At 32.3% G+C, this 22,581-nt stretch carries 24 protein-coding genes; 12 read left to right on the top strand and 12 right to left on the bottom strand.

Features of this window, described 5'->3' with window-relative positions:
* Positions 1–3 precede the first annotated feature (3 nt).
* Positions 4–189 (top strand): hypothetical protein, encoded by a 186-nt coding sequence (locus E9099_RS11725; RefSeq protein WP_101019990.1) that lies wholly within the window; start codon positions 4–6, stop codon positions 187–189.
* 58 nt (positions 190–247) lie between these two features.
* Positions 248–1,570 (top strand): DUF5723 family protein, encoded by a 1,323-nt coding sequence (locus E9099_RS11720; protein ID WP_136583762.1) that lies wholly within the window; start codon positions 248–250, stop codon positions 1,568–1,570.
* An 87-nt stretch (positions 1,571–1,657) separates the two neighbouring features.
* Here the strand turns inward: E9099_RS11720 and E9099_RS11715 are convergent, their stop codons facing one another.
* On the bottom strand, positions 1,658–3,697 hold the full coding sequence (locus E9099_RS11715; protein WP_136583761.1) for a dipeptidyl-peptidase 3 family protein: 2,040 nt from the start codon (positions 3,695–3,697) through the stop codon (positions 1,658–1,660).
* A gap of 94 nt (positions 3,698–3,791) precedes the next feature.
* Between E9099_RS11715 and E9099_RS11710 the strand changes: the two genes are divergently transcribed.
* Positions 3,792–4,838: an SRPBCC family protein gene (locus tag E9099_RS11710; RefSeq protein WP_136583760.1), complete on the top strand. Its 1,047-nt coding sequence runs from the start codon at positions 3,792–3,794 to the stop codon at positions 4,836–4,838.
* Positions 4,839–5,210, top strand: a complete 372-nt coding sequence (crcB, locus tag E9099_RS11705) for a fluoride efflux transporter CrcB (protein WP_136583759.1) — start codon at positions 4,839–4,841, stop codon at positions 5,208–5,210.
* Here crcB and E9099_RS11700 read toward each other — a convergent pair.
* A complete protein-coding gene (locus E9099_RS11700) occupies positions 5,207–5,815 on the bottom strand; it encodes a DUF1684 domain-containing protein (protein WP_136583758.1) in 609 nt (202 codons plus the stop codon). The genes crcB and E9099_RS11700 overlap by 4 nt on opposite strands.
* Positions 5,816–6,073: 258 nt before the next feature.
* Between E9099_RS11700 and E9099_RS11695 the strand changes: the two genes are divergently transcribed.
* Genes E9099_RS11695 through E9099_RS11685 form a run of 3 tightly spaced genes read left to right on the top strand, consistent with a single transcriptional unit; the run spans position 6,074 to position 8,424 of the window.
* Entirely contained in the window at positions 6,074–7,285 is a 1,212-nt protein-coding gene (locus tag E9099_RS11695; protein WP_136583757.1) for an MFS transporter, read from the top strand.
* On the top strand, positions 7,282–7,659 hold the full coding sequence (locus tag E9099_RS11690) for a VOC family protein (protein WP_136583756.1): 378 nt from the start codon (positions 7,282–7,284) through the stop codon (positions 7,657–7,659). Before E9099_RS11695 ends, E9099_RS11690 begins: the two co-directional genes overlap by 4 nt.
* Positions 7,660–7,662: 3 nt before the next feature.
* Positions 7,663–8,424, top strand: coding sequence for a DJ-1/PfpI family protein (locus E9099_RS11685; RefSeq protein ID WP_136583755.1), 762 nt, complete (start codon positions 7,663–7,665; stop codon positions 8,422–8,424).
* Here E9099_RS11685 and E9099_RS11680 read toward each other — a convergent pair whose 3' ends face one another.
* Positions 8,425–8,865, bottom strand: a complete 441-nt coding sequence (locus E9099_RS11680) for an Lrp/AsnC family transcriptional regulator (protein WP_136583754.1) — start codon at positions 8,863–8,865, stop codon at positions 8,425–8,427.
* 115 nt (positions 8,866–8,980) lie between these two features.
* On the opposite strand from E9099_RS11680, the gene E9099_RS11675 reads away from it, so the two are divergent.
* The gene (locus E9099_RS11675; protein ID WP_136583753.1) at positions 8,981–9,376 is read left to right on the top strand and encodes a hypothetical protein; all 396 of its coding nucleotides are present in this window, start codon (positions 8,981–8,983) and stop codon (positions 9,374–9,376) included.
* A 3-nt stretch (positions 9,377–9,379) separates the two neighbouring features.
* Here E9099_RS11675 and E9099_RS11670 read toward each other — a convergent pair whose 3' ends face one another.
* From E9099_RS11670 to E9099_RS11655, 4 genes are all read right to left on the bottom strand, one after another.
* Positions 9,380–9,994: a DEAD/DEAH box helicase gene (locus E9099_RS11670; RefSeq protein WP_136583752.1), complete on the bottom strand. Its 615-nt coding sequence runs from the start codon at positions 9,992–9,994 to the stop codon at positions 9,380–9,382.
* A 62-nt stretch (positions 9,995–10,056) separates the two neighbouring features.
* On the bottom strand, positions 10,057–10,596 hold the full coding sequence (locus E9099_RS11665; protein ID WP_136583751.1) for a sigma-70 family RNA polymerase sigma factor: 540 nt from the start codon (positions 10,594–10,596) through the stop codon (positions 10,057–10,059).
* A 265-nt stretch (positions 10,597–10,861) separates the two neighbouring features.
* A complete protein-coding gene (locus E9099_RS11660; RefSeq protein ID WP_136583750.1) occupies positions 10,862–11,335 on the bottom strand; it encodes an OsmC family protein in 474 nt (157 codons plus the stop codon).
* A gap of 257 nt (positions 11,336–11,592) precedes the next feature.
* Positions 11,593–15,030, bottom strand: coding sequence for a methylmalonyl-CoA mutase family protein (locus E9099_RS11655; RefSeq protein ID WP_136583749.1), 3,438 nt, complete (start codon positions 15,028–15,030; stop codon positions 11,593–11,595).
* A gap of 143 nt (positions 15,031–15,173) precedes the next feature.
* Here E9099_RS11655 and purU point away from each other — a divergent pair, with 143 nt between their 5' ends.
* The 3 genes from purU (at position 15,174) to E9099_RS11640 (ending at position 17,302) form a co-directional block, all read left to right on the top strand.
* Positions 15,174–16,028 (top strand): formyltetrahydrofolate deformylase, encoded by an 855-nt coding sequence (gene purU / locus E9099_RS11650; RefSeq protein ID WP_136583748.1) that lies wholly within the window; start codon positions 15,174–15,176, stop codon positions 16,026–16,028.
* Positions 16,029–16,158: 130 nt separating this feature from the next.
* Positions 16,159–16,860, top strand: coding sequence for a DUF4197 domain-containing protein (locus tag E9099_RS11645; protein ID WP_136583747.1), 702 nt, complete (start codon positions 16,159–16,161; stop codon positions 16,858–16,860).
* A 244-nt stretch (positions 16,861–17,104) separates the two neighbouring features.
* Positions 17,105–17,302, top strand: a complete 198-nt coding sequence (locus tag E9099_RS11640; RefSeq protein WP_136583746.1) for a Lacal_2735 family protein — start codon at positions 17,105–17,107, stop codon at positions 17,300–17,302.
* Here E9099_RS11640 and E9099_RS11635 read toward each other — a convergent pair.
* From E9099_RS11635 to prfA, 4 genes are all read right to left on the bottom strand, one after another.
* Positions 17,270–18,076: an ABC transporter substrate-binding protein gene (locus tag E9099_RS11635; RefSeq protein ID WP_136583745.1), complete on the bottom strand. Its 807-nt coding sequence runs from the start codon at positions 18,074–18,076 to the stop codon at positions 17,270–17,272. The two genes, E9099_RS11640 and E9099_RS11635, sit on opposite strands and share 33 nt — an antisense overlap.
* A gap of 310 nt (positions 18,077–18,386) precedes the next feature.
* Positions 18,387–19,205, bottom strand: coding sequence for an orotidine-5'-phosphate decarboxylase (pyrF, locus tag E9099_RS11630; protein WP_136583744.1), 819 nt, complete (start codon positions 19,203–19,205; stop codon positions 18,387–18,389).
* Between the two features lie 3 nt (positions 19,206–19,208).
* Positions 19,209–19,790, bottom strand: a complete 582-nt coding sequence (locus E9099_RS11625; protein ID WP_136583743.1) for a hypothetical protein — start codon at positions 19,788–19,790, stop codon at positions 19,209–19,211.
* Positions 19,791–19,856: 66 nt separating this feature from the next.
* The gene (gene prfA / locus E9099_RS11620; RefSeq protein WP_136585176.1) at positions 19,857–20,933 is read right to left on the bottom strand and encodes a peptide chain release factor 1; all 1,077 of its coding nucleotides are present in this window, start codon (positions 20,931–20,933) and stop codon (positions 19,857–19,859) included.
* Positions 20,934–21,343: 410 nt separating this feature from the next.
* Here prfA and E9099_RS11615 point away from each other — a divergent pair, with 410 nt between their 5' ends.
* Positions 21,344–22,018, top strand: a complete 675-nt coding sequence (locus E9099_RS11615; protein WP_136583742.1) for an ABC transporter ATP-binding protein — start codon at positions 21,344–21,346, stop codon at positions 22,016–22,018.
* Between the two features lie 11 nt (positions 22,019–22,029).
* On the opposite strand, the gene E9099_RS11610 is transcribed toward E9099_RS11615, so the two are convergent.
* The gene (locus tag E9099_RS11610) at positions 22,030–22,521 is read right to left on the bottom strand and encodes a hypothetical protein (RefSeq protein WP_205960998.1); all 492 of its coding nucleotides are present in this window, start codon (positions 22,519–22,521) and stop codon (positions 22,030–22,032) included.
* Positions 22,522–22,581: the final 60 nt, after the last annotated feature.

The following is a 22,581-nucleotide window of genomic DNA, read 5'->3' as shown; positions in this document are numbered from 1 at the left end:
ATTATGTTTAGTAAAGGACAAATGGTTTTTGGAGTTTTATTCGCTATTGCTTTTATTTTTGTGCTCATTAGAATGTACAGAAAGGATTTAAACTTACATAAAGTCCATTTTAAAGGTGTGCTTTGGGTCCTTTTGGCGTTTCTTGGTTTTATAGGAATGATTGTAGCTATTAAAGTTATTTTTAAATAATAACTATCATAATTAAATAAAATGCTTTTATTTGTACTTAAACCAAATCCATTTAAGTATGAATATTTTAAAACCTACTGCTACTTTTGTAGCACTTTTATTGTCTTCTTTTTCTTTCGCACAAAGCTATGTTGGATATGCCGTAGATAATTATTCTGGTATACACGGCGTAATAGACAACCCTTCAAACATTGTTGATTCTAGATTTAAAACAGATATTAATATAATGTCAGGAAGCGTTTTTGTTGGTAGTGATTATTATGCTCTGGACTTTAGTAACATCTTTGATGAGAATCTAGATATTGATGATAATACTAACCTTTTCCCTTCTGATAAGAATAACTTTTTCTCAAATGCTGAATTTGTCGGACCATCTTTCATGTTTAACATCAACGACAAAAACAGTGTTGGTATTATCACTAGAGTCCGTGCTTTTGCTAATGTAAATAATATTAATGGTGGTTTATACGAAACCTTAAATGAAGAATTTGATGGTGTATCAGATTTCTCTTTTGACTCTAGTAATCTGATTACTAATACTCACGCTTGGGCTGAGATTGGTTTTGCTTATGGTCGTGTTTTATATGATGACGTTGATCACTTTTTAAAAGGAGGTATTACCCTTAAATTATTACAAGGTGCTGGTGTTAATTATTTTAATAGTCCAGGGTTTTCTGGTAGCTATAATGCGTCTACAGAAACCATTTCCACTAATGGTAGTATTAATTATGGAAGTACAATTGATATTAATAATGATGATGATTTCGACTTTAATGATTTACACACAGGATTTGGAGCTGATATCGGAATAACTTATGAATGGCGAAGAGATAATACCACAGATAATAAAGGGCTTAACAAATATCTTTTAAAAGTTGGACTATCAATTACTGATATTGGCTCCATCACGTATGATAATGTGACTCAATATAGTTTTGACTTAAATAATCGAACAGCAAGCACTGTTGGATATGATGATGCTGAAGAATTTTTAGATAACAATTACACTTCAGTGGAAACAACAAGTAAACAAAAAGTGAATTTACCTACTGCGCTGCGCTTATCCGCAGATTACAATATACACAAGTCAATATATTTGAGTTTATTAGGTGCTTTTTCGCTAGTTCAAAATAACACTGAATACACTAACAAAATAAATAATGCTGTAACTATTGCACCACGATTAGAAACCAAATGGTTTAGTTTTTATTCTCCTGTTAGTTTTAGACAATATGAAGATTTTGCTTGGGGAGCAGGTTTTAGATTAGGCCCTTTAACTTTAGGCTCTGGATCTATATTATCAAACATGATATCTAAAGAATCTAAAACGGCTGATTTGTATCTTGGTTTAAAAATTCCAATTTATCAAAGTAAAAACTAAAAATTGATATCATAAAAAAAGCCTTAATCTAAATTTAGATTAAGGCTTTTTTAGTTTTACGTAGCTAATTCTAACGATTGACTCAGATTAGTTTACTTCGGGTAAAAAGCTATGGTTTTTACTATAGTCTAACATTTGTCCTTCAAAACTTTCTGGTTGTGTTACTTTAATTGCAGTAATCTCTCCAGCTGCATTAGTTTCTGGAACTAATACTGGATTTACAAAACCGCTATATGCTGGAGATGTAAATTGCTTATTACGTTCTAAAACTTCGTTATGAATAGCTTTATCTACTTTTACACCATAACCTTCTACTAAATCTTCTACAGCTTTATAATCGCCTTCAGACTTAATACGTTGAGTTTCTCTTAATAATTGTCCAAAAAGTCCGTGTAGTTTCTCGTAATCGTTGATGTTAAAGTATGTTTTACCATCACGAGTAATTTTTTCGATAACGTTATCTGCTTGACCTTTTTCAAAGACCCAAGCACTTACCCATTGTCTGTTACGCATATGCGCTTCTTCCACATCATCACCCAGATTTAATCTAATTAATTGTGTCATTAACCCATTACGGATGTAACCATCATAAGCAGCCATACCCACTTTTTTCCAATCGTCTACCAATCCTAAATCTTGTAATTTCGGGTTGTATAAATAGTATAACCCTACTAAATCTGCACGACCTTCTTCTAAAGTTGAAGCGTAATTTTTTAGTGTCTCTTTAGTCTCTCCTACTCCTGGATTTAATTGTCCTGAAGCATGACCAATAACTTCGTGTAATGCTGTATGTAATTTATCTGCTACTTGTCCGTATTTTTCTTCTAACTCATATTCTTCATCATCATTTACAAATTCTTTTAAACGACCTGTACTTCCTGCATTATTATAAGCATGAATGATATTACCTAAAGATACAGACTTGCTACCAACAGCTGCACGAATCCAGTTTGCGTTTGGTAAGTTAACACCAATTGGCGTGCTTGGTGATGCATCTCCTGCTTCTCCTGCAACATTTACAACTTTATAAGTTACGCCTACAACACTTTTCTTTTTATGCGCATCCATTAAAGGTGAGTTATCTTCAAACCATTGTGCATTTTCAGATAATACAGCCATTTTTGCTGACATATCAAAATCGTTGATTTGTACAACCGTTTCGTAAGATCCTCTATATCCTAAAGGGTCATTATAAACTTCGATAAAACTGTTAATATAATCTACATTTCCGGCAGTTGCTGCTGTCCAAGCAACGTTATAATCGTCCCATGTTTGTAAATCTCCAGTTTTATAATAGTTAACTAAAAGTCCTAAAGCATTACCTTGTGCTTCATTTTCTGCAACACCTTGTGCTAATTCTAACCATTTTACAATCTCATCAATTGCAGCACCATATAAACCTCCTGATTTATACACACGCTCTTTTAACACACCATCTTCTTTAACTAACTGAGAGTTTAAACCATATGATAGTGGCTTTTCTGGATTTGGAGATTTCATTTTTTTATAAAATGATTCCACATCAGCATTCGTTACATTTGGCCCATAAAAATTAACAGCAGACAAACCAACGTTATCGACACCTTTAGATAGATTTACTTTTTTGCTATCCTTATCGTTAAATAAAACATCAAATGCTTCGCCAACTAAAGTTGTGTTGGTAGCCGACATAATTTCCTTTAAATACTCTTGAGAGAATTCCGGCTTAAGCTTGTCATTAGAATAATGATGATGAATTCCATTACTAAACCATACACGCTTTACATAACTTTCAAAAGCAGCCCAATTATCTGACTTTTTATCGCCTTTATAATTAGTATAAACGTTTTCTAAAGCTTTTCTAATTTTTAGGTTATGTCTGTAATTTTGATCCCACATAATATCGCGACCTGACAATCCTGCTTGTGTTAAATAATAAACTAATTTTTGTTCTTTTAACGTTAGGTTTTCCCATCCTGGAATTTGGTAACGCAGTATCTTAATGTCAGCAAATTGCTCGACATTAAAGTCAAAAGCAGTCTCTACTTTTGGTGCCACTTCGGTTTTAGGTTTTTCGACCTTATCATTACCGCAAGACACTAATAGTGTTGCAATAAATGCAGCACTTAATATTGATTTTAATTTCATAATTAAATAGTTTTTTAAAAGTCTTTAAAGATAAGAATTTAAGAATTTCAAAATTGATTATCTTTGAAATAACTAACTTTTAATTTTCCTTAGAATGAAATATATAAAGTACCTCTTGTTTCTTTTATTAATTGCATTTATAGCTATAGCAATTTATATTGCAGTACAACCTAATGAGTATACAGTCACTAGAAGCAAAACTATCGAGGCGCCTGCTAGTCTAATTTATGACGAAGTTATTGATTTTAAAAACTGGAAAGATTGGAATGCTTGGATTGAAGAGAATCCTGAAATGATTATTACTTATCCTGAACAAACAAAAGACATTGATGGCTCTTATACTTGGTTAAATAAAGGTGAAACAGGCAGAATGACAACTATTGCTGCCAAACCCAATACAAGTATCACCCAAAATATGCAATTTGGAGACCAACCTAGCGCGCAAGTAGATTGGTCGTTTACTCCAAATGAAGATGGCAGTACAGAAGTAACATGGACTATTTCTGGCCATGACTTACCCTTTGGTTTTAAAGCCTACAGTGCCTATTCTGGAGGAATGGATAAACAAATTGGACCATACTACGAGCGTAGTTTAGAACTTTTAGACAGAAAAGTTGTAGAAAGTATGAAACAACATAGCACCAAAGTTGATGGTCTTACAGAGTATGGTGGTGGCTTTTATCTATACAAAACAACATCGGCATCGGGTAAAAATATAAGTAAAATAGTAGCACGTCAGCATGAAGAAATTATAAACTATATGTCAAAAAACACTATTATTCAAGCAGGAATGCCTTTTACTATTTATAATGATATGAATCCAAGTACCGGAAATGTTATCATGACGCAAGCAATCCCTGTTATGAATAATGTTATTAATGATAACACTAGTGAAATCCTTTGTGGGTACATGCCAAAAACAACTGCATTAAAAACGACTTTAACAGGAAATTACACGTATCTACCAAAAGCATGGGACACAGCTTATAAAGCTATTACGGAATTAAAATTAGAACGATCACAAGACAAACCTTTTGAGATTTATATCAATGACTCCAAAAAAGTACCTAACCCTTCACTTTGGAAGACTGAAATTTACATTCCTATTACATTAACAGACACACTAACCTCTAAGCTTTAAATGAAACAACTAGTATTAGTTTTTGTAGGTGGTGGTTTTGGAAGTGTACTTCGTTATATTATCGGAAAAGCACTTAACAATACAGAAAACGGAATTCCATACGGAACCTTTGCTGCCAATATATTAGGTAGTTTACTAATTGGAATTATTCTAGGCTTAGCCCTAAAAAACGACACGCTTAATAATAATCAAACGCTATTATTAGCAACAGGATTTTGTGGTGGTTTTACAACGTTTTCAACCTTTGCTTACGAAAACCATATGTTTTTAAAAGCTGGTGATTTTACTAGTTTTGCATTATATACTATTACTAGTTTTATACTTGGTTTTTTGGCTGTTTTCTTTGGGATGTGGTTGGCTAAGCAGTTTTAATCTTCCAACTTTTGGTACTTTTTGATTCCCGCTTCAATACGCACATATAAAATATTTTCGTTTGGAACAATGGGACAAGAATATCTTTTGTTGTAAGCACAATATGGATTATAAGCTTTATTAAAATCTATAATTATTTGATTGTTTTCTGGTAATTTAACTTCAATATAGCGCCCGCCTTTGTAACTCTCTGTTCCATTTGTATTATCCATAAATGGCAAAAACAAAGCTTCCTCCTGACCGACTTCTTTAGCCATGTCTAAGTCTTGATACACATTTAACTTTAATGCTTTGTCTTTAATTTTAAAAGTGGCTTCACCATATTTTACGTAATCAACTAATCTATCTGTTGTCGTTTTCATCTTAAAAGACACTTCATTTGGTGTTCTTTTAAAATCCGCAGTAACACTATAAGTACTATCGTGCTTAAAAAAATCTAAACTTCTAAAAACCTTACGATCACGATCTGTTAACGGTGATTTTGCTGCATCTTTAAAATCAGCATTCATCTTCCGTTGGTATTCAGTATCCCCTAATAGTGGTAATTTATCTTGCCCACAACCTAAGGTCGTGACCATTACTAAAAGAAGAACAAAATATCTCATATGGTATCTAATTTAATATGAATGCTTTAAAAATTCATTTCAAAAATACAACTAATTCAAAATTTTGTTTAGCTTTGACCTCAACAAATTAATAAAAAATGAATCTAGTCATTACATATTTAACTAAACAAACCTCTTGTAGACATACGAGTAGTTGGACCTGTTATATGTTATGATGATCTAGATATCAATTTATACAATACAAAAAAGTCCAACCTAACCGTTGGACTTTTTACATTTATACTAACTAACAAACCAATGAAAAAACTACTAAAAAATTACGTAAGCACTTTTGATGGCCTGTCAAAAGAAGTCTGGTGGCTGTCTTTAATTACCTTAATTAACAGAGCTGGTACTATGGTTATTCCTTTTCTGTCTTTGTATTTAACAGCAGACTTAGGTTTTACATTGTCAAACGTCGGTACAATAATGACCGCTTTTGGATTAGGTTCTGTCATCGGATCATGGTTAGGTGGAAAATTAACCGATAAGATTGGTTACTATAAAATCATGGTTTTCAGTTTATTTATATCTGGTTTCATGTTTATTGGTTTACAATACCTAAAAACTATTTACACGTTGTCCTTAGGTATTTTTGCGTTGATGGTTGTTGCAGATATGTTTAGACCAGCCATGTTTGTGGCATTAAGCGCCTATAGTAAACCAGAAAACAAAACTAGAAGTGTTACTTTAATCAGATTAGCTATTAATTTAGGATTTTCTGCAGGTCCCGCTGTTGGAGGCTTAATAATTGTAAGCTTAGGTTACGGTGGTCTATTTTGGGTAGACGGCATTACTTGTATTGCTGCTACCGTACTTTTAATAAAAGTGTTAAACCCTAAGAAGACGCGGGTACAGGATGACATTAAAGTGGACAACCCCTACTCTGCATATAAGGATAAACCGTTTATACTCTTTTTATTTGCGTTGTTTTTGTTTGGATTTATATTCTTACAATACTTTTCTACCATGCCTTTATATTACAGAGAACGTCACTTGTTAAGCGAATTAGAAATTGGTTTACTACTTGGTGCCAATGGCTTTTTTATCTTTTTATTAGAAATGCCATTAATTAAGTACTTAGAAAATACGCGCTTTTCAAAAATAGCATTGATATTATTTGGTGCATTTTTAACGGCTATTAGTTTTCTAATTCTTAACTTTTCTAGTTGGTCAGGAATTTTGATTTTCGCCATGTTTTTAATGACGGTTGGCGAAATGATAGCCTTTCCATTCGCAAATGCTTTTGCATTGCAGCAAGCAAAAAAAGGAAATCAAGGCGAGTATATGGCCTTATATTCTATAGCCTTTTCTTTTGCTCATATTTTTGGTCATAAAACAGGAATGGAACTTGTCGAAGGGGTTGGTTATGATAATACGTGGTATATTATGACTTTATTAGGAGGTTTATGTATGTTACTGTTATACCTCTTGAATCAATTTATGAAAGGAAAAAAAAATGCTAAATGAATTTAAACCAAGTTACCATATCATCTACTAATCTAAAAAAAGCGGTAGATTTTTACATCCTATTAGGACTCAAACTGATCGTAGATGCTTTACCGCGTTATGCTAGGTTTGAATGTCCTGAAGGCGACGCTACTTTTTCTATTCATTTTAATGAAAATAAACAACAACACAATAACACTATCGTTTATTTTGAAGATAAAAATTTAGAAGCTTTAGTTTTTCAACTGAAACAAAAAGGTATTACATTTATATCAGAATTAGAACACAAGTCATGGCTTTGGGCCGAAACTCATTTACTAGATCCTGACGGAAATAAAATTATATTATTTAAAGCTGGTGACAATCGAAAAAATCCACCTTGGCGCATTAACTAAACTATGAAACACCTATTATACCTTTTTACTGTAGTACTTGTTGTAAGCTGCAATTCTTCTGAAACTAAAAAAGAAATTCAGACTAATACAAGTACCAACACAACGCAGATACAAAAAGCAAAACAATTCCCTGATTTAAAACCTGACCGCTATAATGTCGCGTTTTTAATCATGGATGGCACATTTAATACGGAACTAACTGCCCCTTTTGATATTTTTCAGCACACTATATTTAGAGATAGTATTAAAGCTATGAATGTATTTACAGTTGCTAATACAGACCACGCAATCACTACTTTTGAAGGGATGCGATTACTACCCGATTATAATTATGTTACGGATAGTTTACCTAAAATTGACATTTTAGTTGTCCCAAGTGCAGAACATCATTTAGATAGTGATTTAGACGATATGGTAATGCTCAATTTTGTTAAGCAAGTGGCTAAAACTGCAAAATTTATAACCTCACATTGCGATGGTGCTTTTGTATTAGCAGAAGCTGGTCTTTTAAATAACAAAGTTTCTACAACTTTTCCCAGTGATATAGATACGATGCGTAAACGCTATCCTAATTTAGATATTAAAAAAGACGTGCTTTTTGTGCATGATGGTAAATACATTACATCGGCTGGAGGTGCTAAAAGCTTTGAAGCTGCTTTGTATTTATGCGAGTATCTTTACGGAAAAGACGTCGCGAAATCTTTAGCTGGAGGTTTGGTTATCGATTGGGATGTTACTAAGATTCCGCATTTAATTGTAGACTAATTAATGCTTCGTAATCGCATTATTTTTAACCACATGCGACAAGATAATTTGTGTTTTACATTCGCCATAAACAATTAACTGGTCTATAAAAGCTTCTAAATGTTTGTGGTTTTTTAAAATGACTTCCATAACGATATTCTCGTTACCTGTAATTCGGTAACAATTAATGACTTCATCAAAGGTTTTTACTTTCTCTAAAAAAGGTTTTAGTTTTCCCATAAATGCTTGTAAAGTAATCAATGCTTTTAATTGATACCCCACTTCATAAGGAGAAATTAGAGTAATATGGTTTTGGATTATTCCTAGGTCTTCCATTTTTCTGATACGCTCAGAAACTGCAGGTGAGGTGATTCCTACTTGCCTACCAATTTCGGCATTAGATTGTCTTGCATTTTGCTGCAAACACTTTAAAATTTTCCAATTAAGGGTATCAATGCTCATATTAAAGTAAAATTAAAAAATAATTTAATTATTAAAGCAAATATAGCTTTTTGATTTAAAATCAAAAGTTAAATATACAGTCTAGTGATTATTTTTGATAAAAAGAAAAATTAAAATGTCTGTACAACCGCCTTCGCATCTTTCAGACTTGCCAATATACAAGCAAGCAATGCAGATTTTCATGCTATCTAGAAATATCTCGACCTATTTAAGTCATGATTTATCCCATTTATATGAAGATGGAACGGAAGATGCTAACATTTACTTTTCTGGCGATCTTGTGCAACATTCAGAATCTTTAGCACCCGAAATTATTAATGCAGAACTAGAACACTGTCACCATAAAAGATACAGACATATAGCCTCTGTAAACAGATTAACAAATAGATTGTATAGAAACTGTAGTCGATTAGAATCTTGCAATAGTAATGGTAAAGACTATTTACCAATATTAAAAAGAGAAATCAGAAAGTTTAGAAAGCTACAAACTACTTGGATGTTAACACTGTAGATTTTAAGTAAAATCTACTATTCTTGCGTTATACATAAATGAGTCTTGGAACGCTTTAATTTTAGCATTAAAAGTCTCCGAGTAAATAACAAACTTTGCTTTAGGTGCGCTTTCACTTAATCGCAATACATAATTATGATAATTATTTCTGGCAATAAAGTCAGCATCATGTATCATAAACAATTGTAATTCGCCTAAATGCAAACTATTTAAATGATATAATTTACTTAAACGTTTTGGTGTCGTGATTAAAATATCAACACCATAATACACCTCTTCACGTTGCTTTTCTAAATCATACTCTTCATAAGCACAATAAATACGTAAATCGGTTCTTTTAGTAAAGACTTCAAAACGCTCCTTTAAATCTAAAGTTGTTTGTTTATCTTTTACTACAATTAATGCTCTAGGAGAATCCTCATAAGCCTCTGCTCCTAATTTTTGAATCGTGCTAATAATCATAGCTGTCGTTTTACCACAGCCTTTTGGACCGATAGCATATAAATCGCTTCCTCCTTTTATTAAAGGCATTACTTGTTTTTGAAACGCATTAGTAGTTTCTAAACCTGCTTTTTCAATATTTTCTTTTAATGAAGGATGGTATTTTTTGAACGACATTTATGTATATAAATAAGATATAATGAGACTACTTGTAAACTAGTAGATTGCAAAGATACTAATTAATGACACATTTTACAGTCTGCTTTGTCTTTGATTTCTCCAACCAAAAAACCATCGTCATTTATTATAAAATCACAACAATCAACAAAACCTTGAGCAATTAGTTTTCTTCCCCGTTGTATTTGCGATTTTATGGTTGGCAAAGGCAAGTTTAACTGTTCCGCTATTTGCTTTTGTTTCAAGCCTTTTATATCACTTAAAAACAAAGGATCACGATACTTTTTAGGCAAACTTTTAATAATCCCATGCAAACAATCAACTTCTGTATGCTCTAGTTTTTGTTCTTCAAAAATAAAATCTTCATCCGTAGTTTCATACACTATTTTTTTACTTCTAAAATAATCTAGAACCGTATATCTTGCTATAGAGAATACCCAAGACTTCATCTTATCTTCATCTTTTAAGGTCTTTAGCTTAGTGTGCACTTTTATAAACGTTTCTTGCAATAAATCGTCCGCTACCACAGCATCTTTTACTTTACTAAAAATAAAATATCTGATGTCGTCTGCATGTAATTTCCAAATGTCTTGAGTATCCATATCGATGTATTAAAAGAAACGCTAATCTTAGTATAAAGTTACCAAAACTAGCGTTATTGTCACTTCTTTTAAGTGTTGCTTAACAGTTGTAATTTGTACAAGTACAAGTATCGCAAGTACAGTTTTGACAATTTCCTTTTGAGCAACCTTCACAGTTACAAGTACAGTCTTTATTTTTCATGATATCTATTTTTTTATGTTCATATAATAGACGTGATACCATTAAAAAAGATGCAAAACATGTGAATTATTTTTTAACACTTGATTATTGGATCACTATAGTAGCCTCATGAACAATTGGAAAATGACATGAATTAGCTATAAAACATAAGCTGTTTGCCTTTTTATGTAAACTTAACGCTAAGTCTTTTTGACTAGCGTCTTTTATGGTCACTATTGGTTTTAGTCGTACCGTTTTAAAACTACCACTACCTGAAATATTGACTTCTAAATCACCTTCAGCATCATCTGTATAGCTTAATACTTCTATATTATTTTGAGCACAAACATATAAATAAGACATCATGTGACACGATGTTAAGGCAGATAGCAATAAATCTTCTGGATTGTATAATGCGTCATCACCCCTAAATGGTTTTGCTGCGGATACTTTTAAAGGCGTTGCTTTGTTCTCTATGACAACTTCATGATTCCGACTGAAGGTTCTTGGGTTTTTCGTGCTTTCGCCTTCATTTATATTCCAATTAATGCTTGCTTTGAAGGTGTGTTTGATAGACATATTTTTTTATTGAATATAAAAAAAGCGTTTCAGATTGAAACGCTTTTTTTGTTTTATGTATTGAGATTATTTAAACTAAGTTTAGGTATTTTCAATCACAACATATTTTAATTTAAATAGTACTCTAAATGTGAAATAGTACTTTTAAATGTTAACTCTTTTCGTTAAAACGAAAAAATCAATAATTGAGATCCCAAATCTAGTTTGGGATAAGCGATTCACTCATTTTTCGTAAAAAACGAAAAGTGGTTCTCTGCTTACATGTTACGACGATATTGTCCCCCTACTTCAAATAAAGAGGATGTAATTTCTCCTAAACTACAGACTTTACAAACATCCATTAAAGCTTCAAAGATATTTTCGTTATTAATAGCTTTTACTTGAAGTTCTTTTAATAATGCTTTAGTATCATTTGCATCATGGAGATTTGCCAAGGTTTTAATTTGAAACTGCTTCTCTTCTTCTGTTGCTCTAATCACTTCCGCAGGAACAACCGTAGGAGATCCCTTAGAACTTAAGAACGTATTTACCCCAACAATTGGGAACTTTCCGTTATGCTTCAACGTTTCGTAGTATAAACTTTCCTCTTGTATTTTACTACGTTGGTACATCGTTTCCATTGCACCAAGAACACCACCTCTTTCTGTAATTCTATCGAATTCTAAAAGCACCGCTTCTTCTACTAAATCTGTTAATTCTTCAATAATGAAAGAGCCTTGAATTGGATTTTCGTTTTTATTTAATCCTAATTCTTTATTTATAATTAATTGAATGGCCATCGCACGTCTAACCGATTCTTCCGTTGGCGTTGTAATAGCCTCATCATACGCATTTGTGTGTAATGAATTACAGTTATCATAAATAGCGTATAATGCTTGAAGCGTTGTACGAATATCATTAAAGTCAATTTCTTGAGCATGTAAACTACGTCCTGACGTTTGAATATGATATTTCAACATTTGTGCTCTTGCATTTGCACCATACTTGCGCTTCATTGCCTTTGCCCAAATTTTACGTGCCACACGACCAATTACAGCATATTCTGGATCGATTCCGTTTGAGAAAAAGAATGATAAATTTGGACCAAATTTATTGATGTCCATACCACGACTTAAATAATATTCCACGTAAGTGAAACCATTAGATAACGTCAACGCTAATTGTGTAATCGGGTTTGCACCTGCTTCTGCAATATGATACCCAGAAATTGATACTGAATAAAAGTTACGGACGTTATTCTCGATAAAATACTCTTGAACATCTCCCATTAGTCTTAATGCAAATTCTGTAGAGAAAATACACGTATTTTGTGCTTGATCTTCTTTTAAAATATCTGCTTGAACCGTCCCTCTTACTTGAGCAATGGTATTCTTTTTAATCTCTGCATAAACATCTGCTGGTAATACAAGGTCTCCTGTAACACCTAAAAGCATTAAACCTAAACCATTATTCCCTTCTGGTAACTCGCCATTATAAGACGGACGCACTTTTCCTTTATATAATTTTGCGATTTTAGCTTCTACTTCTTTTTCTAGACCGTTTTCTTTAATGTAAAACTCACATTGTTGGTCGATAGCAGCATTCATAAAAAATCCTAATAACATTGGAGCAGGACCATTAATTGTCATACTTACCGACGTCATAACATTTGCTAAATCAAAACCAGAATACAGTTTTTTAGCATCGTCTAAACAACAAATACTAACTCCTGCATTACCAATTTTACCATAAATATCTGGTCTTAAATCTGGGTCGTTTCCGTAAAGCGTTACACTATCAAAAGCGGTAGACAAGCGTTTTGCTGGCAAACCTGCACTTACATAGTGAAAACGTCTGTTGGTACGTTCTGGTCCACCTTCTCCTGCAAACATACGTGCTGGATCTTCTCCTGTACGTTTAAAAGGATATAATCCAGATGTATATGGAAATTCCCCTGGTACGTTTTCTTGTAAATTCCAACGTAATAAATCGCCCCAAGCTTGATACTTTGGTAAGGCTATTCTTGGAATTTGCAAGTGTGATAATGACTCGGAATGTGTTTCAATCTTAATCTCTTTATCTCTTACTTTAAAACTATAAATTGGATTTTTATATTTGTTAACTTTCTCATCCCAACCTGTAATCACTTCCCAATTGTAAGGATCTAAGTTTAATTTTACACGGTCAAATTCTGCAATAAGCATTTTAATAAAACCCTGTTTGTCATCCTGAACTAGTTTCAGGATCTCATCCTGATCAAGACCTTGTTTTCCTATAAAAGACTTTTCGACTCCGCTCAAGGTGACATCTCCTACAGAACCAATGGTTTTAAAGATACCGTATAATCGTTGCGCTACTTCAACTTGTGTGCTTGCTGTTTTGTCATAGGCACGATTACTTTCTGCTATTTCCGACAAGTATCGTGTACGTGATGGTGGAATAACGAAAATTTTCTCGCTCATTTCCTGTGAAATTTCAAATGTCGATTTTAAAACCGAATTCGTTTTCTCCACTAACTTATCCATGATGGCTTTGTAAAGCGTGTTCATCCCTGGATCGTTAAATTGCGACGCAATAGTCCCATAAACTGGCAAATCATCTTGGTGTACATCCCAAAGATTATTGTTACGCATGTACTGTTTTTTAACATCACGAAGCGCATCTAAAGACCCGCGTTTGTCAAATTTATTGATAGCAACCAAATCTGCAAAATCAAGCATGTCGATTTTTTCTAATTGTGTTGCTGCACCAAATTCTGGAGTCATAACGTATAAAGCTACGTCAGAATGTTCCATAATCTCTGTATCAGATTGTCCAATTCCAGAGGTTTCTAATATAATTAAATCGTATTCCGCAGCTTTTAAAACTTGAACGGCTTCATTTACATATTTAGATAATGCTAAGTTAGATTGGCGTGTAGCTAAACTACGCATGTATACTCTTGGCGAATTGATAGCATTCATTCTAATTCTATCACCTAAAAGTGCGCCTCCAGTTTTACGCTTAGAAGGATCTACAGATACTAAACCAATTGTTTTCTCTGGAAAATCGACTAAAAAACGACGCACTAGCTCGTCTACCAAAGATGATTTACCTGCTCCACCTGTTCCTGTAATTCCTAAAACTGGCGTTTTAGACGCTTTATTTTTAATATGAATTTTATCTAAAGTCGCTTTAGCAACGTCAGGAAAGTTTTCTGCTGAAGAGATAATCCTAGCAATTGCTTTAGGGTTTTTAGTAGGTAAAATGTCTAACTCGTTACTTAAAGTATCACCAATTGCAAAATCCGATTGTTCGACCAAATCATTAATCATACCTTGTAATCCCATAGCACGTCCATCATCAGGAGAGTAGATACGAGAAATACCGTAATCCATTAAATCCTTGATTTCTGAAGGTAAGATTACACCACCACCACCACCAAAAATCTTGATGTGTTCTGCCCCTCTTTCTTTTAAAAGATCGTACATATATTTAAAATACTCGTTATGGCCTCCTTGATATGAGGTTAAACAAATAGCATTTGCATCTTCTTGAATCGCTGTATTTACAACCTCATCTACACTTCTGTCGTGACCTAAATGTATGACCTCTACTCCTGTAGATTGAATAATACGACGCATGATATTAATGGATGCATCATGACCATCAAATAAGGCTGCTGCAGTAACAATTCTTACTTTATACTTTGGTTTGTACGGTGTTGCTTGTGTCATTCTTAGAATATAATCTGTTTTAGACTTGCAATTTACGGAATATTCAAAAATATTGCTCTATAATCTGTAATTATATAAAACTTAAAAACAAAAAAAGTAACCATGCTTTTTTAGACTAATTTAGTCGTCAATACCTATTGTAAATGAAAAAAATAACCATACTTATAAACTGTAATGACCAATCAGGGATTATTGCAAGTGTTACCAATTTTATAGTCAATAACAAAGGAAACATTATTTATATAGATCAACATGTCGATAGAGAACAAGATATCTTTTTTATGCGTTTAGAAAGCGAATTTGAAACTGATACGTTTGAAATCGAAGCATTTAAAGTCAGCTTCAAAACCAATCTCGCTGACCAATTTACTATGAAATGGCGCATTTACTCTTCTGCAAATAAACCTAAAATGGCCTTATTCGTATCCAAATATGACCATTGCTTATACGATATTTTAGGACGTTATAATTCTGGAGAATTAGAAGTAGACATTCCGTTTATAATTAGTAATCACAATACCTTAAGACCTATTGCAGACAGTTTTAATATTCCGTTTTACCACATCCCAGTCACTAAAGACACTAAAGCGCAGGCGGAAGACCAACAGTTAGAATTGTGTAAAAAACATGGCATTAATTTTATTGTTTTAGCACGTTACATGCAAATTGTATCTAGTAAAATTATTAGTCAATATCCAAACAAGGTTATTAATATACACCACTCCTTTTTACCCGCTTTTGTAGGTGCAAAACCATATCACTCGGCATACAAGCGTGGCGTAAAAATTATCGGAGCAACTAGTCACTATGTTACAGAAGCATTAGATGCTGGCCCGATTATTGAACAGGATGTAACACGCGTATCGCATACACATGATATTACCGATTTAATTGCAAAAGGACGTGATTTAGAAAAAATAGTATTAGCCAATGCTATAAAACTTCATATTAAACGTAAAGTGATGGTTTTTAATAATAAGACCGTTATTTTCTCTTAATAATCATTGTTACAACCCCTTTTAACTCTTGTATTTTAATAGTATTAAAAAGAAAACAAGAATAAAACGCAGTTTTTGAATTAAAAACGCATCTTATTAATAGGTATATTTGTACCTTAAATTATACAACATGAAAAAAATATTAGCCTTACTTATTGTTTTAAATTTTACTGCTTGCGCAGAATTACAGCAAGTTGTTAACCAACTACCTCAAGCAGGAGGCATTAGCGATTTAGATATTGCAGGCGGCTTACGAGAAGCTTTAGACTTAGGAATTGACAAACAAGTAGCCAAACTGACTCAAACAGATGGTTTTTTTAAAAATGATTTAGTTAAAATTTTACTTCCAGAAGAATTACAAAAAGTAGACAAAGCACTACGTGATATTGGTTTAAGTAGTTTAGCTGATGAAGGTTTAAAAGTTTTAAACAGAGCTGCAGAAGACGCTGTTGGAGAAGCGACACCTATATTTATTAATGCTGTTAAAGACATTACTTTTACAGATGCAAAAAACATATTACTAGGTAATAATGATGCTGCAACGCAATACCTAACTAGTAAAACACAAACGGCATTATACGATAAATTTAACCCAGTAATAAAAAATTCTTTTAGCAAAGTTGGCGCTGACCAAATTTGGGCTAATTTAATAACTAAGTATAATTCAATTCCTTTTACTAGTAATGTTAATCCTGACCTAACAGACTACGTGACTGGAGAAGCTTTAAAAGGAGTTTATACTATGATTGCTGTAGAAGAACAAGACATTAGAACTAAAGTTGGCTCTAGATCTACTGCGTTACTTCAAAAGGTTTTTGCTTTACAGGACTAATTTATTTTAGTAAAGTTAGCATAATATTAAATTAACATTTAAACTAAATTAAATTTTGATATTTGTAATATAAAATAAGCATTCTTATTTTTATTATACTGAGTTAGTTTAGTTAGTTATCAGAGTCTATTTTTTGTGGTAAAGAATGGGCTCTTTTATTTTTTGGAATATTTTATTGTCTTTTTCTTTTTTTATTTAAATAAAAAAAGTAATTTAAATACCTGAAAACTAACGATATAACAAAATGAATAACCCAAACCTACTTAAAGCACATCAAAACAAGTTAAAAAAACGCTACAAGCAACTTGTTGAGCACTCCTACAATTTACGACAAACAGATCATGAAGCTAGCGATGTGTCTGCTTTTAAAGCTGTCAAACTTCTAGACCAACTTAACAAGCTTAATTATTTAGCTAGAGAAAGTTCGCAATCGCTCTCTTAAATCTTTAAAATAACTAAACGCATTAATTAATCTTGATCCATACCAAGAAAAGTATTCGCCATCTACTAAGATGGCTTTTGCTTGATTAGTAATTTCAGCAAACATCAAAGTGTGCTCGGTTTTAAAAGGAAAAGGCTCGCTGGATAACAAAACCACTTCTAGATTATCTTCTTCTTCTATTTTAGTAATATCTACTTCTGGATACCGATCTTGATTAGCATAGATATTTTCAAGTTTATTTAATTCTAAAAGATGATTAATAAACGTACCATTGGCAGCAACCATCCATGGATCCTTCCAAATAAAATAAGCTGCTTTTAAAATTGGCTGATCCTTTATAAATAATTTAAAGTCTTCTAAATTTGTATTTATTTTATCTTTAATATTTTGCGCTTCTGTATTTACATTAAAGATTTGTCCATATTGCATTATCAACTCCAAACTCTCATCAATAGTAACAATATCTGATACATGTACAGCACAAATAGCTTGACAAGCAATAACGATAGCTTCTGTGTTTTCTTCTTTATTACACAAAATAATATCAGGTTTTAAAGCTTTGATCTTTTCGATATTAATCTGTTTGGTTCCTCCAACCACTTGTTTTTTCTTTTTTAAATGAATGGGATGTATACAAAATTTAGTAAGCCCGACAATAGTATCTTCTAATCCCAAATCATAAAGCAATTCCGTTTGAGAAGGTACTAATGAAACGATTCGTTTTGGTACCGAATCAAACTCTAACAGATTACCTAGTTGGTCCTTAATTTTCATTTAATTATTGCTTTAACTGAATGTGATTTTTACGATATGTTTTCAAAAACTGTTTTCTATTTATTATAAAAAGAATGGCTACTTATTCTAATAATGAGATACTGAAACAAGTTCAGTATGACGTTGCGAAATAACATCATTTTCATATAATACTGTGATGCTGAAATAAGTTCAGCATGACGTTACGAAATAACATCATTTTTATATGATAATGTGATACTGAAACAAGTTCAGCATGACGTTGCGAAATAACATTCTTTTTATATAATAATGTGATACCGAAATAAATTCCGGATGAGGTGATTAAATACTATTTGTTATTTAAAATAATTGCCATTTGTTGTTGCAAGTCTTTTGCCTTTTCTGCAGCAGCTTCAGCAAAATCATTTTGATTAGAAGCATAAATTATTCCTCTTGAAGAATTTATCAATAACCCAACATTTTCACTCATTCCATATTTACAGACGTCTTGAAGGTTTCCGCCTTGAGCGCCAACACCAGGAACTAATAAAAAACTATTTGGAATAATTTTTCTAATCTCTGCAAAATATTCAGCTTTTGTTGCTCCAACAACGTACATCAAATTTTCAGAGTTCTCCCAGTTTTTAGACGTTTCTAAAACTTGTTTGTACAACTCTTTACCATCTACTTGCTTGGTCTGAAAATCAAAAGCACCTTGATTAGACGTTAAAGCTAACATGATAGTATGCTTGTCTTTAAAAGCTAAGAATGGTTCTACAGAGTCTTTTCCCATATACGGAGCGACAGTTACACTATCAAACGCTAAGTCTTCAAAAAAGGCTTTAGCGTACATTGTACTAGTATTACCAATATCGCCACGCTTAGCATCTGCTATTGTAAAAACATCCGGATGATTATCATTAAGATAATTAATTGTTTTCTCTAATGCTTTCCAACCTTTTATACCATACGCTTCATAAAACGCGGTGTTAGGTTTATAAGCAACACACAAATGATGCGTTGCGTCAATTATGGCTTTATTAAACTCGAAAATAGGATCTTCTGTGTCTAATAAATGTTGCGGAATTTTACTTAAATCGACGTCTAGTCCTATACACAAAAAAGACTTCTTTTTAATAATTTGATCTGTTAGTTGTTGTGTTGTCATTGTTTAATTTAAATAGTAAGAAATACCAAAAACGGTACGTTCTTTTTCTTTTCTATAATCAAAAGTATACATTTCATCTATTTTAGAATCCGTAAAATTACCATAGAAACCATTATCTGTTTCCGTAAAAGTCATTTTACCTTCGTCAATACATTTCTTGATAGTTTCAAATTCAAATTCTTCATTTAACAATGAAGTAATCCAAATTATCTTTTCCAAAACCGTTGCTTTGTTGTCTTCAAACTCTAAATTTCTATCATAAAAAAATTCCGCAGACAGTAAAAAATGATCACAGCCTCCTCTAGTGATAGTCAAAAACCAATGGTCATTTAGCACTATTTCAGCAGACTTACTCTCGTCATTCCAGATATAACCTTCAAGTTCTTTTATTCCCTTTAAAAAATCATCTGTTTGTGTACTTTGATCAAAAATACACGTGTCTTCAACTCTGCTTTGAATTTTGGATTTTTCATCCTCTATACCCAATGTATATTGGACATCCTTAAGTTTAGGGTCACTAAATCTCCCCTCCTGTTTATAAGAAAATAGGGAAACAATAATAAATATTAAAACGTGAGTTTTCAAGTAAAATAGATTACGTGTTTAGAACTCCATATTATATAAAAAAAGCCTCAATGAAGAGGCTTGTTATTAAATATGTTCGTCACTAGCTTTCAGTTTTTCTGTATTGTCTGCCAGTTGTAGTTCGTCAATAATTTTTTGGATATCTCCATTTACAATATTTTGTAAATCATATAGCGTTAACCCTATTCTGTGATCTGTAACACGTCCTTGAGAATAGTTGTACGTTCTAATCTTAGCACTTCTATCTCCAGAGGTTACCATCGTACCACGTAAAGCGGCGTCTTCTTCGTTTTTCTTAGCCAACTCCATGTCGTATAAACGCGAACGTAATACTTTAAAAGCTTTTTCTTTGTTTTTATGCTGCGATTTTTGATCTTGACATTGCGCTACTAATCCTGTCGGAATGTGAGTTAAACGTACTGCAGAATACGTTGTGTTTACTGATTGACCACCTGGACCTGAAGAACAGAAAAAATCCACTCTTACTTCCTTTGGGTTAATCTCTACATCAAACTCCTCTGCTTCCGGAAACACCATTACAGTAGCAGCACTTGTATGCACACGACCTTGTGTTTCTGTTTGTGGCACACGTTGTACACGGTGCACACCAGCTTCAAACTTTAAAGTTCCATAAACATCATTACCAGTAACTTCAAATTGGATTTCTTTAAACCCTCCATTTGTACCTTCACTATAATCTACCGTATCTACTTTCCATCCTCTAGCTTCACAGTATTTACTATACATTCTAAATAAATCTCCCGCAAAAATACTAGCTTCATCTCCTCCTGCTCCTGCACGTAACTCGACAACAGCATTCTTAGAATCTTCAGGATCTTTAGGTATTAAAAGTACACGTATATCATCTTCTAATTTAGGAATCTCCACTTTAGCTTCTTCATATTGCATTTTAGCCATTTCGACCATTTCGGCATCACTACCGTCTGCTATGATTTCTTCCGCTTCTTTTAAATTTTCAGTAAACTCAAGATAAATCTCGCGCTTATCCATTAAAAGTCGTAAATCTTTATACTCTTTATTTAGTGCGACATAACGTTTTTGATCAGTAATAACATCAGGTTGGATTATTAAATCGCTAACCTCATCAAAACGTTGCTTTACTATTTGTAACTTATCTAACATCTTCTTCTTAAAATTGTGAAACAAAAATACGATAATTTATGAATTTGCAATACTTTATAGTCGTTTGCTTACAATTAAAATATTAGCTTGTTTTTAACGTTAAATCAGTATGCTAAACCAATTATTCGCTATATTCTATTATTATAGGACCTTTGCTTTATGGTCCTTTGCAATTAATATTTTGTTATTAATTACGGGTAACTTCTACATAATAGTCGCACTTATTACAAAATTATTTTTAGTCATTTTACTTCATTATTTCGTTATTGAAACCGATGCTAAACAAAAACTAACCTTTTACAAGAACTTAGGACTCTCTGATTTAAAACTATTTGGTATCTTATACTTTATTGACGCCTTAGTAACTATTATTTTTTTTATTATAATGAACCAATTTATATAACCGAATTTTGATTTTTGAAATTGATAATATAGAACTTTACTTTAAAAATAAACGTATATTAAATGGTATTTACCTTAAGGCTGAAACAGGTAAAGTAACAAGTCTACTTGGCAGTAATGGCTCTGGAAAAAGCTGTTTATTAAACATTGCTTTTGGCACGCTTAACGCGAAATACAGCCATACGAGAATAGACCACAAACCACTACTAAGACCTTTATACGCTACCCAATTAGCCGCCTTTTTACCACAATATAATTTTACTCCAAATCATGCAAAAGTTAAATCTCTTTTTAAACTATTTAATATCAAATGGATTGATTTTACGACTGAATTTACAGAATTTAAAATTTACAAAAACAAAAGTATTAACACACTATCTGGAGGTGAACGCCGCATTATCGAAATCTACTTGATTTTAAAGAAAGATGCTAAAATTATTTTATTAGACGAACCCTTTAATGGCGTCGCCCCTTTATACATTAAAAAATTACAGACCCTAATTACAGAAGAGAAGCAATACAAAGCTATTGTATTAACAGACCACAGATACGCAGAAGTTATTGCCGTTTCTGACACGATTTATTTGATAAAAAATGGCTGTTCTAAATTGATTGAGAATCTTTCTGAATTAGAAGATTACAATTACCTAAGTAATAAGCAGCTACAACACGATCTAAACTAATCTAGTTGCACTTAAATAATATAACTAGGTATTTCCTCCTTTTTAAAGTCTTTGACGGCATATTTTACCATAATAAATAATGCAAAAATATAAGTAAATCTATCTAAATAATATAATTGCTGAAAATTATAGTAATACGCTAAAACAGCACAGAAGTCCGAAAAAGCAAATCCAAAAACAAAATACATAAAATACATGGATTGTTTTGTATTTACACTAAAGTTATAATTAGCTGTAAATACGCATAAAGAAACAATAACTAATCCATAAAGATATAAAATGACCTCCTGTAAACCATCATGAAGTTTATACGCTATGGCATCTATTAATTGATATAAACCAAAAACATTTAGAGTTATCAAAATAAGTATTAAAACCAAAAAGTAATTATTTACTTTTTTTAAATGCTTATTTCTAAACAAATACGCCACCAAATTAAAATATCCTATGATTGACAATACGGAGGTTAGTTTATTACTTAAAGTGTTTTCATAAAAAATCATAAAAACATCTGATAATAAAAAACATAATAATGAAATGAGTATAGTTTTGTTTTTGAAACC

It is taken from the genome of Psychroserpens sp. NJDZ02 (assembly GCF_004843725.1).
GTDB lineage: Bacteria > Bacteroidota > Bacteroidia > Flavobacteriales > Flavobacteriaceae > Olleya.
The sequence above is the reverse complement of the archived record's forward strand: the minus strand, read 5'-3'. Positions and strand labels throughout refer to the sequence as shown.

Bases quoted from the DNA above. Each gene is read 5' to 3' on its own strand.
- E9099_RS11725 (WP_101019990.1), top strand. From the start codon at position 4: ATGTTTAGTAAAGGACAAATGGTTTTTGGAGTTTTATTCGCTATTGCT.
- E9099_RS11720 (WP_136583762.1), top strand. From the start codon at position 248: ATGAATATTTTAAAACCTACTGCTACTTTTGTAGCACTTTTATTGTCT.
- E9099_RS11715 (WP_136583761.1), bottom strand. From the start codon at position 3,697: ATGAAATTAAAATCAATATTAAGTGCTGCATTTATTGCAACACTATTA.
- E9099_RS11710 (WP_136583760.1), top strand. From the start codon at position 3,792: ATGAAATATATAAAGTACCTCTTGTTTCTTTTATTAATTGCATTTATA.
- crcB (WP_136583759.1), top strand. From the start codon at position 4,839: ATGAAACAACTAGTATTAGTTTTTGTAGGTGGTGGTTTTGGAAGTGTA.
- E9099_RS11700 (WP_136583758.1), bottom strand. From the start codon at position 5,815: ATGAGATATTTTGTTCTTCTTTTAGTAATGGTCACGACCTTAGGTTGT.
- E9099_RS11695 (WP_136583757.1), top strand. From the start codon at position 6,074: ATGAAAAAACTACTAAAAAATTACGTAAGCACTTTTGATGGCCTGTCA.
- E9099_RS11690 (WP_136583756.1), top strand. From the start codon at position 7,282: ATGAATTTAAACCAAGTTACCATATCATCTACTAATCTAAAAAAAGCG.
- E9099_RS11685 (WP_136583755.1), top strand. From the start codon at position 7,663: ATGAAACACCTATTATACCTTTTTACTGTAGTACTTGTTGTAAGCTGC.
- E9099_RS11680 (WP_136583754.1), bottom strand. From the start codon at position 8,865: ATGAGCATTGATACCCTTAATTGGAAAATTTTAAAGTGTTTGCAGCAA.
- E9099_RS11675 (WP_136583753.1), top strand. From the start codon at position 8,981: ATGTCTGTACAACCGCCTTCGCATCTTTCAGACTTGCCAATATACAAG.
- E9099_RS11670 (WP_136583752.1), bottom strand. From the start codon at position 9,994: ATGTCGTTCAAAAAATACCATCCTTCATTAAAAGAAAATATTGAAAAA.
- E9099_RS11665 (WP_136583751.1), bottom strand. From the start codon at position 10,596: ATGGATACTCAAGACATTTGGAAATTACATGCAGACGACATCAGATAT.
- E9099_RS11660 (WP_136583750.1), bottom strand. From the start codon at position 11,335: ATGTCTATCAAACACACCTTCAAAGCAAGCATTAATTGGAATATAAAT.
- E9099_RS11655 (WP_136583749.1), bottom strand. From the start codon at position 15,030: ATGACACAAGCAACACCGTACAAACCAAAGTATAAAGTAAGAATTGTT.
- purU (WP_136583748.1), top strand. From the start codon at position 15,174: ATGAAAAAAATAACCATACTTATAAACTGTAATGACCAATCAGGGATT.
- E9099_RS11645 (WP_136583747.1), top strand. From the start codon at position 16,159: ATGAAAAAAATATTAGCCTTACTTATTGTTTTAAATTTTACTGCTTGC.
- E9099_RS11640 (WP_136583746.1), top strand. From the start codon at position 17,105: ATGAATAACCCAAACCTACTTAAAGCACATCAAAACAAGTTAAAAAAA.
- E9099_RS11635 (WP_136583745.1), bottom strand. From the start codon at position 18,076: ATGAAAATTAAGGACCAACTAGGTAATCTGTTAGAGTTTGATTCGGTA.
- pyrF (WP_136583744.1), bottom strand. From the start codon at position 19,205: ATGACAACACAACAACTAACAGATCAAATTATTAAAAAGAAGTCTTTT.
- prfA (WP_136585176.1), bottom strand. From the start codon at position 20,933: ATGTTAGATAAGTTACAAATAGTAAAGCAACGTTTTGATGAGGTTAGC.
- E9099_RS11610 (WP_205960998.1), bottom strand. From the start codon at position 22,521: ATGATTTTTTATGAAAACACTTTAAGTAATAAACTAACCTCCGTATTG.